Genomic DNA, 16666 nt, shown 5'->3' with positions numbered 1-16666 from the left:
CATTGCTCTAAAGCTGGAAATTATGCAAAGAAGGATCAATAAAGTTGCTGTGCTGGGTTCAGGAGTAATGGGTTCGCGGATTGCGTGCCACTTTGCCGGTGTAGGCGTAAAAGTTTTACTGCTGGATATTGTACCGAAAGAACCAAATGATAAGGAGAAAGCCAAAGGCCAGACCCTCGAAAGCCCGGCAGTTCGTAACCGCATCGTGAATGATGCATTGCAGGCCGCCATCAAATCCAATCCTTCCCCGCTTTATACCAAAGAAGCAGCCAAACACATCACTACCGGTAACTTCGACGACGATATGAAATCCATCGCAGGATGCGACTGGATCATTGAAGTAGTGGTGGAAAATCTCGATATCAAAAAGAAAGTGTTCGAACAGGTAGAGAAATACCGCACACCGGGCACACTCATCACCTCCAATACTTCCGGCATTCCCATCCACCTCATGGCGGAAGGGCGCAGTGCCGACTTCCAAAAGCATTTCTGCGGAACACACTTCTTCAACCCGCCCCGCTATCTCCGTTTACTGGAGATCATTCCCACGCCGCATACCGACCCTGCGGTAACGGAATTCCTCATGCACTACGGCGACCTTTTTCTTGGTAAAACCACCGTACTGTGTAAAGACACACCGGCGTTCATCGCTAACCGTGTTGGTGTTTTCTCCATCATGGCTATTTTCCACATCATGCAGGAAATGGGGCTGGGGATTGATGAAGTGGATTCACTGACAGGCCCCATCATTGGCCGGCCTAAATCCGCTACTTTCCGTACTGCCGACGTAGTGGGTATCGATACACTCGTGAAAGTGGCCAAAGGCGTGGCAGACAATGCGCCGAACGATGAAGCACGTGCTATCATGGAAATACCTCCCTTCCTGCAAAAGGTAGTGGAGAATAACTGGCTGGGCGATAAAACCGGTCAGGGCTTTTACAAGAAAACAAAAGGAGAAGGCGGAAAGGAAATCCTTACGCTTAATCTCCAGACCATGGAATACGGCCCCAGGCAGCGCGCGAAGTTTGCATCTATCGATGCCGCAAAGCCTGTGGAGGATCTGAAGCAACGTATTAAAATGCTGGCCAACGCCGGCGATAAAGCGGGAGAGTTTTACAAGAACTTCCACGCCTACCTTTTCTCCTACATTTCCCACCGCATTCCCGAAATCGCCGACGACCTGTATAAGGTAGACGATGCCATGAAAGCAGGCTTCGGATGGGAGATAGGCGCATTCGAAACCTGGGATCTGCTGGGTGTGGAAAATGGTATCAAAACCATTAAGGACAAAGGCCGTACCGTGGCCCCCTGGGTGGAAGAAATGCTGGCAGCCGGTGTGAAAAGCTTTTACAAAGTAGAAAACGGGAAGAAGTTCTATTACGACCTCGCTTCCAAAGCATACAAAGCGGTTCCGGGGGCAGATGCATTCATCATCCTCGAAAACCTCTCCAATAACATCGTTTGGAAGAACAGCGCCTGTAATCTGTACGACCTGGGCGATGGCATCCTTTCCCTCGAATGGAAAACGAAGATGAATACCATCGGGGGCGAAGTGCTGGAAGGCGTGCATAAATCAATCGACCGTGCTGAGAAAGACTTCCGTGGTCTGGTACTGGCTAATGATGCCGCCAACTTTTCTGCAGGTGCCAATGTGGGAATGATCTTCATGTTTGCTGCCGAGCAGGAGTACGATGAACTGGATATGGCAGTACGCCTTTTCCAGCGGAGTACCATGCGTTTGCGGTATTCCAACATCCCGGTGGTGGTAGCGCCTCACGGCCTTACGCTGGGTGGCGGTTGTGAAATGAGCCTTCACGCCGATGCTGTTCAGGCAGGAGCGGAATCCTATATCGGACTGGTGGAACTGGGCGTAGGCCTGATCCCCGGTGGCGGCGGTACGAAAGAATTTGCGCTGCGCGCGTCCGACGAATATAAGGAAGGGCAGATCGAGAACCCCATTCTGCAGGATCGTTTCCTGACCATTGCACAGGCTAAGGTAGCCACCTCTGCGCAGGAAGCATTTGAGCTGGGCATTCTCCGCCATGGAATTGATGCTGTGAGTCTTAACCACAGCCGTATCATTGCCGATGCGAAGCAAAAAGCAATAGAACTGGCCGATGCGGGATATGTGCGCCCCATTGAGCGGACGGACGTTAAAGTGATGGGCCGTGGCGCACTGGGAGCCATGCTCACAGGGATCAATGCCATGAAATTTGCCCGCTACATTTCAGAACATGATGCAAAGATTGCAGGGAAGCTGGCGTACGTTATGTGCGGCGGCGACCTGTCTGAACCGGCACTCGTGAGTGAGCAGTATCTGCTGGATCTGGAAAGGGAAGCATTCCTCAGCCTCTGTGGTGAAAGGAAAACCCTGGAAAGATTGCAGAGCGTGCTGAAAACAGGTAAGCCAGTTCGCAACTAAAGTATATTTTCGCCATTCAAATCTGTCAACTTGGAACACACAAAAATCCTATCCCTACACCAGCTCTCCAAGCGCTATGGCCCTGTGCAGGCGCTTAACGGCGTGTCTTTCGACGTACCTGCCGGTAGCGTATTCGGCGTGCTGGGCCCTAACGGGAGCGGTAAAACAACACTGCTGGCAATTGTGATGGACGTGCTGAAGGCCAATTCCGGTACCTATACCTGGTTTGGCCAGCCTGCGCATCACTCACTCCGCCGCCGCATCGGAACCCTGCTGGAAACACCCAACTTCTACCACTATTATTCCGCAGTCCGCAATCTTGAAATAGCTGCAGCCATCAAACAACATGGGCACGATGATATCGAGCGCGTGTTGAAACTTGCCGGGCTGTGGGAAAGGAAAGATTCAAAATTCAGCACCTTCTCACTCGGTATGAAGCAGCGCCTCGCCATTGCCAGCGCTCTACTGGGTAATCCGGAAGTATTACTGCTCGATGAACCTACCAACGGCCTCGACCCCGCCGGTATCGCAGAGATCCGGGATATGATCCGGGAACTGGGTAAGCAGGGTACTACCGTTATCATGGCCAGCCACTTACTCGATGAAGTGGAGAAGGTCTGCACCCACGTTGCTATCATGAAAAAGGGAGTATTGCTCACCTGCGGGCATGTAGATGAAGTGCTGTCCAGCGAAGATATGATCGAAGTAAGTGCCCCTGATGCAGGAAAACTGGAACAGGCATTAAACGCCTTGCCGGGCCTCCGCTCTCTGCGCCGTCACAACGGTGGTTTCCAGATTGTAATGGAAAACGGGCAAACTGCCGATCAGGTAAACGCTTACTGTTTCGAACAGGGCATCACCCTCAACTATCTCGCCCTGCGCCGTAAGAGCCTGGAAGCGCGTTTCATTGAACTGACCAATTAATCTCCCCCGTCATGACCGATCTCTTAAAAATAGAATGGCTGAAAGTAAAGGCATACCGCACTTTCTGGATCCTTTCCGGCCTCTTCCTCATAGGTGTTCCCCTGATTTGCTGGGCGTATGAAAGCATCCTGCTGAATGCGAACCAGATGATCTCGGCATACCTCTCTTCCTTCAGCTTCCCCAAAGTATGGGAAACAGCCGCCTGGCTGGGTAGCTGGATGTCGCCTGTTATGGGCATCCTGCTGATTATTTCGCTGACGAATGAGAACAACTTCCGCACTGTACGCCAGAACATTATCGACGGCTGGAGCAGGGAGCAGTTCTTTTTCGCCAAATACGGTACCATGGTATCGGCCGCCATCTTCATGACCGCTGTAATGGCACTCACTTCCCTGTTTTTCGGATTGAAGTCAGGCCGTGGCAGTGTGGGTGATGGAACCGAGTTTATCTGGTACGCTTTCGTGCAGAATATGACTTACCTGTCGCTGGCGTTTTTCCTCGGCATTTATATGCGCCGGGCGGGAATAGCCATCGCCATTTATGTGATGTATGCCTATATCGGGGAAATGGCACTGATGGGATTACTCGAATTCAAGGTAAAGTTCCATAGCAGCGTGTTCCTCCCGCTGGAATGTACAGACCGCCTTATCCCCGGCGATTCCGGGATCGTAAGGAACCTGGTTCGCGAAGGCGGTGCTCCTCCGTCTAAAGCAACGCTGCAGCTGATCGCCTTTGGGTGGATCATCCTCTTCGGATTGCTCGGATGGCGTAAAATGAAGAAGTCTGATATCTGATTTCCGGGGTTAAAAAATTAACAACCGCAGGATTTGTGCGCCGGTGCATGTACATTTGTTGATAAAAGTAACAAGGTGAAGCAGGAAAAATTGATACTGGTAACAAACGACGACGGGATAACCGCTCCGGGCATCCGCAACCTCATTGAGGCCGTGCGCCCCCTGGGGCAGGTGGTAGTGGTAGCACCCGATAGTCCGCAGTCCGGTAAAGGCCATGCCATCACGCTTGGGTTCCCGCTCCGGCTCAATACCGTCGATATCTTCGAAGGGATCGAAGCCTGGCAGTGTTCCGGTACACCGGTAGACTGTGTGAAACTGGCCCGCGACAAGATACTGCACCGCGCGCCCGATGTTTGCGTGAGCGGTATTAACCACGGCGCCAATCATTCCATCAATATCATTTATTCCGGCACTATGTCTGCCGCTATGGAAGCAGCTATTGAAGGGATTCCCTCAGTAGGGTTTTCGTTCCTTAACTATGCTTACGATGCAGACTTTACTTCCAGCCGTAAGGTGGCACATGAAGTAACGCGCCGTATGCTGGAAACTCCGCTACCGGCACACACCCTGTTTAACGTTAATATCCCTGACGTTCCGGCGAAAGATTATAAAGGCATCCGCATCTGCCGCCAGGCCAATGCCAAATGGCAGGAAGAATTCGATGAAAGGAGAGACCCTCACGGCAAAAAGTACTACTGGCTCACCGGCGCTTTCAAAAACCAGGACACCGGCGACGACACTGATGTATGGGCGCTGGAAAACGGGTATACATCCCTTGTGCCGGTGCAGTACGACCTTACCAACTACCGCCTGAAAAAACAACTCGAAGCCGAATGGCAATTCTGATAATCCTATGAACATGTTAAAACAAGACAAACTATCACTGGGCATTTTACTCGGCTTCCTTACGCCGTTGATAGCCTTCCTGTTATATTACCTGATCGCTATTTATCCCAAGAATCTGGGCCTGGGCGAGTTCCTGAAAATGCTCAGCAACAACCGTTACCTCATTCCGAAAATCATCAGCATCTGCCTGCTGGCAAATGGTGTGGTGTTTTATCTCTATACCCGCAAACGCCGCGACCTTACGGCCCGTGGCATATTCCTGGTCACATTGTTATACGCAATCGTTATCTTGCTGCTTAAAATCATCTAAGAACGGGGCATGAAGTATTACATCATTGCGGGAGAAGCCTCCGGCGATCTGCACGGAAGCAACCTGATCCTTCAACTTAAACAACAGGACCCTTCGGCAAACATCCGTTGCTGGGGAGGCGATCTCATGCAACAGGCGGGTGCTACCGTAGTGAAGCACTACAAGGAGCTTGCTTTCATGGGCTTTGCAGAAGTGATCATGAACCTCCGCACAATTCTTAAAAACCTCGATTATTGTAAACAGGACATCACTGCCTGGAAGCCCGATGTGCTCATCCTCATCGACTATCCCGGGTTTAACCTCCGCATTGCCGAATGGGCAAAGCAGCAGGGGATTAAAGTGATTTATTATATCAGCCCGCAGGTATGGGCCTGGAAAGAAGGCCGTGTGAAAAAGATCCGTGAAGTAGTAGATAAAATGCTGGTGATCCTGCCTTTTGAGCAGGACTTCTACAAGAAATGGAACTTTGAAGTAACGTATGTGGGGCATCCCCTCATCGAAGCGGTGAAAGCAGCGCAGCAGGCGCCGCCGTTACCGCCGTTCTCCGATAAGCCTATTATTGCCCTGCTCCCCGGGAGCAGAAAGCAGGAGGTAACCAAGAAGCTGCCGGTAATGCTTTCCGTTGCCAAGTACTTCCCCGAATATCAGTTCATCGTAGCCCAGGCCCCCAGCCTGGACGATTCGTTCCTCCGTCAGTATACAGACGCATATCCCAACGTATCTACCGTGAAGGGGCAAACTTACCCGCTCCTTATCCAGGCTACTGCCGCACTGGTTACCAGCGGTACCGCCACCCTGGAAACTGCGCTCTTTGGCGTACCGGAAGTGGTATGCTACAAGGGTAGCCCCATTTCCTACTTCTTCGCCAAAAGGCTCATCAAAGTGAAGTACATTTCGCTGGTAAACCTCATTATGGATAAGCTGGTGGTGAAAGAGCTCATCCAGCACGATCTTACGGAGGAAAACCTGCTGAAGGAACTCACGCTTATCCTGAAGGATACGGCCCGTCATCAGCAGATGAAAGCCGATTACGCCACGCTCTGGACACTCCTGGGCGATGGTACCGCTTCACAGAAAGCCGCCTCCGAAATTGTACGGATGGTTAGCGGAAAATAAGCTTATACAGGAGAATCAATATCGCTATCAGGAATAACAGGATGGAAATCCGGTTCATGCCGTGCATGAGCTTCGTGTTGGTGTTCAGCGGTTCGGATTTATCGCGCTTGCGGATGTAGAGGTATTGCAGGATCTGCTGCCAGATGCTTTTCATGCCCCAAATATCCGAAATGCGGGCCGATTCTTCATAATCAGTTATTTTTACCCGGTATTTAACCATTTACAGACAGTTTATGAGGAGATTAATCGTGGCCCTGGGGCTGGCGGCAGCCACCATCCCGGCCAGGGCGCAGCAATTAAAGGAACTGAACAGCGGATGGGAATTCCGGAGGGCAGACGAAAACATCTGGCGGAAAGCCACCGTACCCGGCACCGTACATACCGACCTGCTCGCACACAAACTCATCCCCGACCCCTTTGCCGGCGCCAACGAAAAAGGCCTGCAATGGATCGATAAGAAAGACTGGGAATACCGCACCACTTTCGATATCCCGGCAGCAATGTTCGCAAACGATGCAATAGCACTCGACTTCACCGGACTGGATACTTACGCCGACGTTTATTTCAACGACTCACTGATACTCCGCGCACAGAATATGTTTGTGGGCAAAGAGGTCTACGTAAAAGCCATTGCCCGCCAGCATGGCAATACCTTGCGCATTCTCTTCCACAGCCCCATCATGCATGATATGCCCAAATTCATGCAGGACAGGCTGGTGTACCCTGCCGGCAACGATGCCAGCGATATTCCGCTGAGTGTGCATGCCCGTAAGGCACCATACCATTACGGATGGGACTGGGGCCCGCGCTATGTAACCAGCGGCATCTGGCGCCCTGTATACCTCCGCGCCTGGAATAAAGTACAGCTTCAGGACGCCTGGATCAAACAGCAGCAATTGACAGATGCATCCGCCAGCCTCGAAGCCTCACTTACAGTAGACGTTCAGCAGGCAGGTTCCTATACCGCCGTAGTACACAGCGGTAATAAAGCTTTTGCTTCACAGAAGCTCCCGGTCACATTACAGGCGGGCAAACAATCGGTCAACATCCCTTTCAATATCCGACAGCCCAAACGCTGGTGGCCTAACGGACTGGGCGAGGCATACCTCTACCCGGTTACCATTTCCATTCTTCATGGTAAAGACACCCTGCAGCAGCTGACGCGCCGCATTGGCCTGCGTACCGTGGAAGTGGTGAATGCTCCCGATAATGAAGGCACCTCCTTTTACCTGAAAGTAAACGGCAAGCCGGTGTTCATGAAAGGGACCAACTACATCCCTTCCGACAACTTCCTGCCACGCGTTACCGACGACCGCTACCGTAAAATGTTCCACGACATGGCTATCAGCCATTTCAACATGGTACGTATCTGGGGAGGCGGTATTTATGAGAACGATATTTTCTATGATCTGGCCGATGAGAAAGGCATCCTTGTATGGCAGTATTTTATGTTCGCCTGCACGCTTTATCCTTCTGACCCTGCCTTCCTGGCGCAGGTGAAGGAAGAAACCGCTTATAACATCCGCCGCCTTCGCAACCACCCCTCACTCGCACTCTGGTGCGGTAATAACGAAATTGCCGTGGCCATCAAGAACTGGGGCTGGAAGGATGGATACGCCTATACCGATGCACAATGGGCATCGCTCCTCAAAGGCTATGAAACCCTTTTCCAGGAATTGCTGCGCGATGAGGTGAAAGCGCACGATCCTTCGCGGTTTTATCTTCCTTCATCTCCCATCAGCAACTGGGGCCGTCCGGAAGATTTCCGCAATGGCGATAACCACTACTGGGGTGTATGGCATGGTATGGAGTGGTTCGAAGCCTTTACCACCCACGTTCCCCGCTTCATGAGCGAATTCGGTTTCCAGTCGTTCCCCGATATTCATACCGTACGCCGCTTTGCAGATACCACACAGTGGGATATCCATTCTTTTGTGATGCAGTCGCACCAGAAGTCGTTTACCCGTGGTAATGCCGCAATTCAGACGTATATGGATCATTACTACCACCGTCCGAAGAACTTCCCTGCGTTTCTCTATATGAGCCAGGTATTGCAGGCGGAAGGGATGAAAATAGGGATGGAAGCACACCGCCGCAATATGCCTTTCTGCATGGGTACCTTGTACTGGCAGTTTAATGATACCTGGCCGGGAGCTTCCTGGAGCGGTATCGATTACTACGGCCGCTGGAAAGCACTGCAATACTTTGTGCAGAAAGCGTACGTACCGGTGCTGGTAAGCATCGCTGCCGAAGAAGGACAGGTAAGGGCATATGTGGTGAATGACCTGATGAAAGATGAGAAGGCCCGGCTGGAACTGACGCTGATGGACCTCGAAGGGAAAGTGAACAAACGCATCGAAGAGAAAGTACTGGCAAAATCCAATACTTCTCACATTGCATGGAAGATGGATAAGGATGCTATTTTACAGGGAGCCGATCCCCGGAAGGTAATTTTGTATGCCAAACTGGTAAACGAAAATCAAACCCTCTCTGAGAATGTATTTTACTTTGTTGCACCCCGCGAACTGGACCTGCCTGTGGCGGATATCCGGTTAGAAGTAAACGAATCGGGCGGGAAGAAGCTGGTGACGGTTAGCTCCGCGAAGCTGGCCAAAAACATCTGGCTGCTGCTGGACAAAGACGACAAGTCTCATTTCTCCGATAATTACTTCGACCTGTTGCCTGGCATGAGTCGTACGGTGGAGCTGGAAACCAGCATGAGCCTGGAAGCCGTGAAATCGGAATTGAAAGCCTGGGATGTGAAGGGCGTTACCCAATAAATAAACAGTGAACTACATGAAAAAGATGAAACATTTGATTTTGGCAGGCTGTATGCTGGCGGGCGTTTCAGCCCACGCGCAAAACGAGCCTTATGTGAAGGAAAAGGATCCGCTGGTACTCGATAAACTCGAACAGTGGCAGGATTGGAAGTTTGGACTGATGATGCACTGGGGTACTTATTCCCAATGGGGTATCGTGGAGTCGTGGAGCCTTTGCCCTGAAGATGAAGGCTGGACGCAGCGGCAGCCCGCAGGCATTCCATACTACGAATACGTTCAGAAGTATGAAGCCCTTCCCAATACATTCAATCCCGTAAAGTTCGATCCCGCCAAATGGGCTACCGCCGCTAAAAAGGCCGGGATGAAATACATGGTTTTTACCACCAAGCATCACGACGGTTTCAATATGTTCGATACCAAACAGTCGGACTACAAGATCACTGCCCCCAACGTGCCTTTCAGCAAAGATCCCCGGGCGGATGTTACCAAAGAAGTGTTTAACGCTTTCCGTAACGAAGGCATCCATATCGGTGCTTACTTTTCTAAACCCGACTGGCACGTGGATTCTTACTGGTGGGATTACTTCCCCCCGAAAGACCGTAACCCGAGCTACGAACTGGCTAAATACCCCGAGCGCTGGAATTCTTTCAAGAAATTCACGTTTAACCAGATTCAGGAACTGATGACCGGTTATGGTAAGGTAGACATTCTGTGGCTCGATGGCGGCTGGGTTCGTCCACTGAACATGCACACCAAAGAATCCCTGTCGTGGAATAAAACGCCCGCGCAGGATCAGGATATCGATATGCCCGGTATCACCGCCATGGCGCGTAAGCACCAGCCCGGCCTGATCGTGGTAGACCGCAGTGTACATGGCGCCTACGAGAACTATCGCACTCCCGAGCAAACGATCCCCGACAAGCCGCTGGATTACCCCTGGGAAACCTGTATGACGATGGGCGGCTCCTGGAGCTATGTTCCCAACGATCAGTACAAGCCCACCAATACGATCATTCATAACCTGGTAGATATTGTGGCGAAAGGTGGTAACTACCTGCTGAATATTGGCCCCGGCCCCGATGGTACCTGGCACGAAGAAGCATACCGCAAGCTCGACAGCATCGGCAGCTGGATGCAGCTGAACGGGGATGCGATTTATGGAACACGTTCCGTAGCGCCTTACAAAGATGGTAAAGTGTGTTTCACACAGAAGCGCGATGGAAGTGTATATGCTATTTATCTGCTGGGCGAAGGGGAGCAACTCCCTTCCGTGATCCGCTTCAGCGGAATTGCCCCTAAGAAAGGAGCAAAGCTGCAGCTGCTGGGTTACAAAGGCAAAGTATCGTGGAAACAAAGTGGAGACGCTGTGGAGATACAGGTGCCTGCCGGTGCTCAGAAGCAAGGCCTGAAACATGCAGTAGCGATCAAACTGGGATAATCCGGTTGAAGCATGATATAAAAAAAAGCGCCCCGTTTATTGCGGGGCGCTTTTTTTTATATGCTTATGTTATTTTCCTTCCTTCAGCCAGTTGCCGAAGTTTACAGATATACCGGTGTTGAAGGAGAATGGCTGGAAGTAGTTATTTAAGGTAGGGCCGGCTTCCGGTCCGTCGTTACGCAGCGGAACGGATGCGCGCAGCTGCCAGAACCATTTTACGTGTTTATAGCCTACACGCACAGTAGCAGCAGGTTCCATGAAGGGGATCAGCTTGCCGTCCAGCTCCTGGAAATCCATCCGTGCAAACTGGTCGCCGTCCCAGGCGAGGCGGCCGCTGGATACATTATTGAATTTTACGAGAGAGAAGCGTGTGGAAACTGCTACTTCCACAACCTTGTGAGACAGGCCGAAGGAAGGCTGGATGAAGAACTTATGGAGTTTGGTGCGCAGTTTATAATCATCATAACCCCGGATAGAATCCGGCTTCATCAGATAGGCAGATTCATAAGTGTGGAACCCGCCGAAACCATATCCGCCATATACTTCGAATACAGCCTTCTTGCTTACACCCAGCGATTTCGTATAACCGGCGCCCACTTCAAAGATACCTCCACGGGTATTGGGGTCTACGATCGGATCATCATATTCATCATCATCCTCTAAACTAATAAGGCGGGAAACATACTGGCCGTTGGTCATAATGGCGAAGTTGTCGGTGATAGCATATGCAGCCTGCCAGTCAGACAGCGATACCGAAGCTTTTACTTCGCCTTTTTCTTTCAGCAGGGGAACATTCACCTGGTTAGGGACATAAACGTTTCTGTTACAGGCAGTAAATGCAAGCGCAGGAACAGCAAGCAGAAACAGGTAGCATTTCTTCATACTAAAGTTGTTGTAGGTTGATCGGATGTAGAACGGTCAATATACCGTACAGGTTACAGCGATGATGATTCACGCTGTATTAATTCCACTTCGAACACGTAATTCTTGACTATTTTGATTTTTTCTTCTTTGTTGATAAGCTGTACCAGCGTTTCCACTGCCTTTTCCCCCATTTTATACCCCGATTGCTCGATGGTGGTAAGGGAAGGACTGATAATCCGGGAAGAGAGGTCGTTGGAATACCCCACTACCTTCAGCTTTTCAGGAATGGGGATACCCATTTTTTTGGCCTCCTGTATAAATGCTACGGCAGAACTGTCGTTGGCGGCAAAAAGCCCGTCGGGCAGGTCTTTCCCGGCAAGGATCTGCCTTGCTGCTTCAGCCCCTGCATCCAGCGTAAGGTTATGGACGTAGATGAGCGACTCATCGAAGGGGAGTTTATATTTTGCCAGTGCAGCTTTATAGCCTTCGAGGCGTTGCTGGTAAAGATTACAGGTCAGCTGGCCGGAGAAATGCGCGATTTTCTTACACCCCTGTTTGATGAGGTGTTCCGTGGCAAGGTATCCGCCCTTGTAATCATCGCCGGTAATAGTGTACCCGGGAAAGTCCAGCGGTACGCGGTCGTAGAATACAAGCGGGATGTTATTCTTGATAAAAGGGGAGAAATGGTCGATGTTGGTGGTGAACATGGAGGAAGATGCCAGCAACCCGTCTACCCTCAGGGAAAAGAAGGTATGGGCCAGCTCTTTTTCCATGGCCACGGTTTCGTCTGACTGTCCGATCACGATGCTGAAGCCGTATTTATGTGCTTCGTGCTGGATGCCGCTGATGGCAGTACTCTGGAAGTACATGCTGGTGCGGGGGACGATGAGTCCCAGGATGTTAGACCGCTTTTTGCGCAGGCTGGAGGCTATCCAGTTAGGTACATAACCCATATTGGCAGCCGTATCCTGCACTTTGGTGCGGGTATCTTCGTTGATCAGCGGGTTGTTTTGCAATGCGCGCGATACCGTGGAAGCACTCAGCCCCAACGCCTGAGCGATGTCGTATATCGTGATCTTATTGGTGTTAGGTCGTTCTTTCACGGGGTGACAGTCTATTTAAGGCGATATTAAGAAATTTTATTGATAGGTGTATTTTTGCACTCCATGAAGAGAAGGATGAAACGAACATACCGTATTGCCAAATACGTGATTTACCGGGAAACGCTGATTGATGGGAAGGATATGGTCTGGTCATTCCTCGGGGCATTCCTCGGGGTTGGGCTTATTGGCATGATCAATCATTTCTACCTGCCCGCGCGGGATAACCTGTTTGTACTGGGCTCCTTTGGCGCTTCAGCTGTGCTGATTTACGGGCATACCCAGAGCCCGCTTGCCCAGCCACGCAATGTGCTTGGCGGGCATGTACTGAGTGCCATCACCGGCGTAACCCTCTGCTATCTCATCCCCTGGCCTGAATGGGAATGGCTGGCCGGTGCGCTGGCCGTTGCCTGCTCCATTGTGGTAATGCAGATGACCAAAACGATACACCCTCCCGGTGGGGCTACGGCATTATTAGCCGTTGCCGGCAGCGCCAAGATCCGCGCCCTGGGATACTTATATGTATTGACTCCCGTGGCTTCCGGCGTGGTTTTACTGCTGCTGGTGGCATGGATGGTCAATAACATCCCCGGCAACCGCAGTTATCCCGCCCGTGGGAAATGGTGGTAGATTATCCGCTACGCAGATACACTGCATACCGCTAACATAACTTTGACCCTGTACTTTTATTAGTATAGGGAAAATGACAGGACCGCCTACTCATGGGCGGTCCTTTTTTTATATCATCCCTTTCTTACCGTAGTCTAACCTGCTTCTTACTGCCTGCCAGATCTCTGAATACCTGAGGTATATCTAGCATTTACCCGGAGTATAACAAGGGTATATTTAGGGTATGTCTAGCCCCTTATAAGGGCTAAACATACCCTAAATATAGGCTAGATATACCCTAGACATAGGCTAGATATATATGCCTGATCCTCCTGCCGGGATAAGGGTTAGAAGGTGTTTACAGTAGGTTTGTAAGGCAATTAGCCCTGAATTCCGGGGCTTAACTGACGGTTATTTGTCCCGAAGAGGGAGGAGGGGAGGTAAAAGTGTCGTGCCTGAATAAAGAAAGCCGCATCCGGTGAAGGATGCGGCTTTGCTACTTATCAATTTTTAATCCGTAAGGATCAGGATTTCGGGTTCAGCGCCTGGCCGATCCGCTCTGCAAGGTCCTGCAGGTGGAAGCGGGTCATGCTGTCTGGTGCTCCTGCGGCGGCAGTGCGTACTTCTGAACGCAGGGCGGTCAGTTGTGCACGGGCAATGCTCGCAGCATCGGAAGTAAGCGGGTTAGGTCCGCCCATACCCATCATCATGGCAGCCTGAGAATTGTCAGGAGCAGCAATCAGCTTCGACAGCTGGGCTACGTATGCTTTCTGCAGGTTACGGCGGTAGATGTCTACTGATTTGTGGGAATACAACTCAGCGAAGATGCCTTTTTTCAGGTCGGTTGCGTAATCCACAGCTTTGTAAGCTGCAGGGTTAACCGCTTCATTGTTCAGCAGCTTCACAAAAGTGTTGGTGCTGAGCAGGCGGCCCAGCACCCTGTCCTGCTGGGAAATAATGATAGCAGGAGCGTTACCGCCTACGCGGGCAAGCACTTCTTTATCCAGCAGCCAGGTAGGTGTGGTGAACAGGTTCGTCTGCAGGAATTTAAGGGCTTCCTGCTGGGTAGCTTTGGAAACGTGCTCATATACAGCACCGGATTGTTCAACGGTTTTAGGCGTTTCGTAGATACCGGCGATGTTTTTAGCAACGTGACCGTTATAACGTCCAAACTGGTCGAGCAGCTCTTTATAGATGGCGTTTGCGTTAGCATAGCCTTCGTTTTCGGTGCGGGTCCAGGTGAGGATGTTGGGGAGGATGCGCTGAAGGTTTTTGATACCGTATTCGCTGGCCTTCATGGCGTTGTCGCCAAGGTCTTCGTTCTGGCTGCGGGGATCGTCGGGGTTGGTTTCAGTACCGAACCAGTAACGTTTATCCTGCAGGCGGTTGATCACCCATTTGTTGAGGGTAGCCTTTTCGGTATCGGCATTGGTGCCGGGGATAGCTTTGTAACCCCATTCGATCGCCCATTTGTCGTAATAGTTGATGCGGGGGTAGAGGTCTGCACCGGTGATGCCGTCGCCGGGCTGTGCTACGTAGTTGAAACGTGCATAGTCCATGATGGAAGCGGCGTGGCCGTGTTCTTTCACCCAGTTTTTGTCGCGCAGCTTATCTACAGGGTAGGTGGAGCTGGAACCGAAGTTATGGCGGAGGCCCAGTGTGTGGCCAACCTCGTGGCTGGAAACGAAGCGGATGAGTTCGCCCATCAGCTGGTCGTCGAATTCCATTTTACGGGCGCGGTCATCGTTAGGCGAAGCCTGGATGAGGTACCAGTTGCGCAGGAGGCTCATTACGTTGTGATACCAGTTGATGTGGCTTTCCAGGATCTCGCCGGAGCGGGGATCGTGTACGTGAGGACCGGAGGCGTTGGGAACATCGGAAGGTTTGTAAACGATGGCGCTAAACCGTGCGTCTTCGAGGCTCCAGGTAGAGTCTTCGGCGCGGGTAGGGGCCATGCGGGCATAGATGGCGTTTTTAAAGCCAGCCTGTTCGAAGGCGCCCTGCCAGTCGTTAACACCTTGGATGAGGTATTTACGCCATTTTTCCGGCGTAGCGGGGTCGATGTAGAAGATGATAGGCTTCTTAGGTTCAACGAGTTCGCCACGGCGGAATTTCTCCATGTCTTCAGCCTTAGGCTCCAGGCGCCAGCGGGTGATCATGGAGAGTCTTTTTACACCCTGCGGGTCAGCATCAAAATCGGTGAGGCTGGTGGCGAAGTAGCCAACGCGGGGATCGAAATAACGGGGCTCCATGGGTACTGCGGGAAGCAGCACGAGGGAGCTGTTGATTTCAACGGTAGCATTACCGCCGCCAACGGGAGGCATACCCGGCATAGGGGAGGAGCCTTGTTTGGAGTAGGTTTTTACCGTTTTGATCTCGATGTTTTCGGGGTACGACCGTACATCATCGATGTAGGATTTGTCGCCCTGGGGAGCACCGAGTTTGAGGGCTGATTTCACGCTGCCGTCGAAGAACAGGATGTCGCTGTCGGAGTTGATGTAATCGGTAAGATCTACCACGGAGCCTTTTCCGTTTTTGGAGAATGCTTTCACATCGAAGGAGGCCGCGATGGGTTGCACGTTGGAGTTCATTACGGAGATGAACATAGGCTGGGTGGAATCTTTCGAGCGCTCGGAGAAGGAGATGTTCTTGAGGAAGATGCGGTTGTTGGGACCTTTTTCGAAGCGGATAACGGTTTCGTTGATCTGGTCACCTGCGAATCCCATCATGCGGGCGCGGAGGCCGGCGGCAGATTTGGAGAGGCGGCTAACGACGAGGATATCGCGGCCCAGGAGGGCATCGGGGATCTCGGCGAAGAAGCGGTCGTCCTGTTTGTAGATGTTAAAGAGGCCGGAGTCGGCAACGGCGGAAGCGTTGATGACTTCAGCGAATTTCTTAGGCTGCGGTTTGGGCGGTCCTGAGGGGCGCGGGCCATTAGGCCGGGCAGTAGTGTCTTTGGCCGGGGATGCGGCGGCAGGAGTTTTGTCGTCTTTCTTCCTGCGCTGAGCGTTGGTGGCGGACGGTAGCAGCAGGGCTGTACACAGTACGCCGGTTACGGCAGCGGCAATAGTGCGCTGTAGTTGCATGTGCGTGGTGATTGGTTTTTGTGTAGTAAATAATAAGCGGGACAAAAGAAAGGTAAGAAAGTCATAATTAATCGTTAAAATCCATAAAAGACGAAAATTGCATTAAGAGTGGAAAATAAAAATCTGTAAATTGCCCGGAGGCATACCAATGAATGTAATAGTTACTGCGGTTGGGGTGCAGGGAGACCATGAAAATTGAATCAGAAGGATTTAAAATTTCTGTTGGAACATTTGGAAATTTTCTTAAATTGTGCGTCCAACTTTGAAAAATTATCAATCGATTCCTGAAGTGTCGGAGAACTAAGTTGGGAGAGGACAGATGACATTATTTATTTTTTCTATCTAAGTGTTTGCTCAATTAATGTGAAGGGGATTGG

At 51.3% G+C, this 16666-nt stretch carries 13 protein-coding genes; 9 read left to right on the top strand and 4 right to left on the bottom strand.

Annotation, left to right across the window (positions count from 1 at the left end; genetic code table 11):
* The first annotated feature begins 22 nt into the window (after positions 1–22).
* The 6 genes from DEV76_RS01530 (at position 23) to lpxB (ending at position 6412) form a co-directional block, all read left to right on the top strand.
* Complete coding sequence (locus tag DEV76_RS01530) at positions 23–2422, top strand: 3-hydroxyacyl-CoA dehydrogenase/enoyl-CoA hydratase family protein (RefSeq protein ID WP_109694402.1); 2400 nt, start codon at positions 23–25, stop codon at positions 2420–2422.
* A gap of 30 nt (positions 2423–2452) precedes the next feature.
* A complete protein-coding gene (locus DEV76_RS01525) occupies positions 2453–3346 on the top strand; it encodes an ABC transporter ATP-binding protein (RefSeq protein WP_232826844.1) in 894 nt (297 codons plus the stop codon).
* 11 nt (positions 3347–3357) lie between these two features.
* A complete protein-coding gene (locus DEV76_RS01520) occupies positions 3358–4140 on the top strand; it encodes an ABC transporter permease (RefSeq protein WP_109694400.1) in 783 nt (260 codons plus the stop codon).
* A 75-nt stretch (positions 4141–4215) separates the two neighbouring features.
* On the top strand, positions 4216–4986 hold the full coding sequence (surE, locus tag DEV76_RS01515; RefSeq protein WP_109695341.1) for a 5'/3'-nucleotidase SurE: 771 nt from the start codon (positions 4216–4218) through the stop codon (positions 4984–4986).
* Positions 4987–4999: 13 nt separating this feature from the next.
* A complete protein-coding gene (locus DEV76_RS01510) occupies positions 5000–5296 on the top strand; it encodes a hypothetical protein (protein WP_157962658.1) in 297 nt (98 codons plus the stop codon).
* Positions 5297–5305: 9 nt separating this feature from the next.
* Positions 5306–6412 carry a lipid-A-disaccharide synthase gene (gene lpxB, locus DEV76_RS01505; RefSeq protein ID WP_109694396.1) on the top strand — a complete coding sequence of 369 codons (1107 nt, stop codon included), beginning with the start codon at positions 5306–5308 and terminating at the stop codon, positions 6410–6412.
* On the opposite strand, the gene DEV76_RS26065 is transcribed toward lpxB, so the two are convergent.
* The gene (locus DEV76_RS26065; protein WP_198651906.1) at positions 6399–6566 is read right to left on the bottom strand and encodes a DUF6728 family protein; all 168 of its coding nucleotides are present in this window, start codon (positions 6564–6566) and stop codon (positions 6399–6401) included. The two genes, lpxB and DEV76_RS26065, sit on opposite strands and share 14 nt — an antisense overlap.
* 79 nt (positions 6567–6645) lie before the next feature.
* On the opposite strand from DEV76_RS26065, the gene DEV76_RS01495 reads away from it, so the two are divergent.
* Both DEV76_RS01495 and DEV76_RS01490 read left to right on the top strand, forming a co-directional pair.
* A complete protein-coding gene (locus DEV76_RS01495) occupies positions 6646–9192 on the top strand; it encodes a beta-mannosidase (RefSeq protein ID WP_109694392.1) in 2547 nt (848 codons plus the stop codon).
* Between the two features lie 16 nt (positions 9193–9208).
* The gene (locus DEV76_RS01490) at positions 9209–10630 is read left to right on the top strand and encodes an alpha-L-fucosidase (RefSeq protein WP_109694389.1); all 1422 of its coding nucleotides are present in this window, start codon (positions 9209–9211) and stop codon (positions 10628–10630) included.
* 69 nt (positions 10631–10699) lie between these two features.
* On the opposite strand, the gene DEV76_RS01485 is transcribed toward DEV76_RS01490, so the two are convergent.
* Together DEV76_RS01485 and DEV76_RS01480 are read right to left on the bottom strand one after the other, a co-directional pair.
* Positions 10700–11512: a hypothetical protein gene (locus DEV76_RS01485; protein WP_109694387.1), complete on the bottom strand. Its 813-nt coding sequence runs from the start codon at positions 11510–11512 to the stop codon at positions 10700–10702.
* Between the two features lie 53 nt (positions 11513–11565).
* Positions 11566–12597, bottom strand: coding sequence for a LacI family DNA-binding transcriptional regulator (locus tag DEV76_RS01480; RefSeq protein WP_109694385.1), 1032 nt, complete (start codon positions 12595–12597; stop codon positions 11566–11568).
* A 63-nt stretch (positions 12598–12660) separates the two neighbouring features.
* On the opposite strand from DEV76_RS01480, the gene DEV76_RS01475 reads away from it, so the two are divergent.
* Positions 12661–13224 carry an HPP family protein gene (locus tag DEV76_RS01475; protein ID WP_109694383.1) on the top strand — a complete coding sequence of 188 codons (564 nt, stop codon included), beginning with the start codon at positions 12661–12663 and terminating at the stop codon, positions 13222–13224.
* A gap of 503 nt (positions 13225–13727) precedes the next feature.
* On the opposite strand, the gene DEV76_RS01470 is transcribed toward DEV76_RS01475, so the two are convergent.
* Entirely contained in the window at positions 13728–16289 is a 2562-nt protein-coding gene (locus DEV76_RS01470; RefSeq protein ID WP_109694381.1) for a zinc-dependent metalloprotease, read from the bottom strand.
* Positions 16290–16666 lie beyond the last annotated feature (377 nt).

The sequence above is a fragment of the Chitinophaga deserti genome (assembly GCF_003149455.1).
GTDB classification, from domain to species: Bacteria; Bacteroidota; Bacteroidia; order Chitinophagales; family Chitinophagaceae; genus Chitinophaga; species Chitinophaga deserti.
This window is presented reverse-complemented; position numbering and strand designations above follow the sequence as displayed.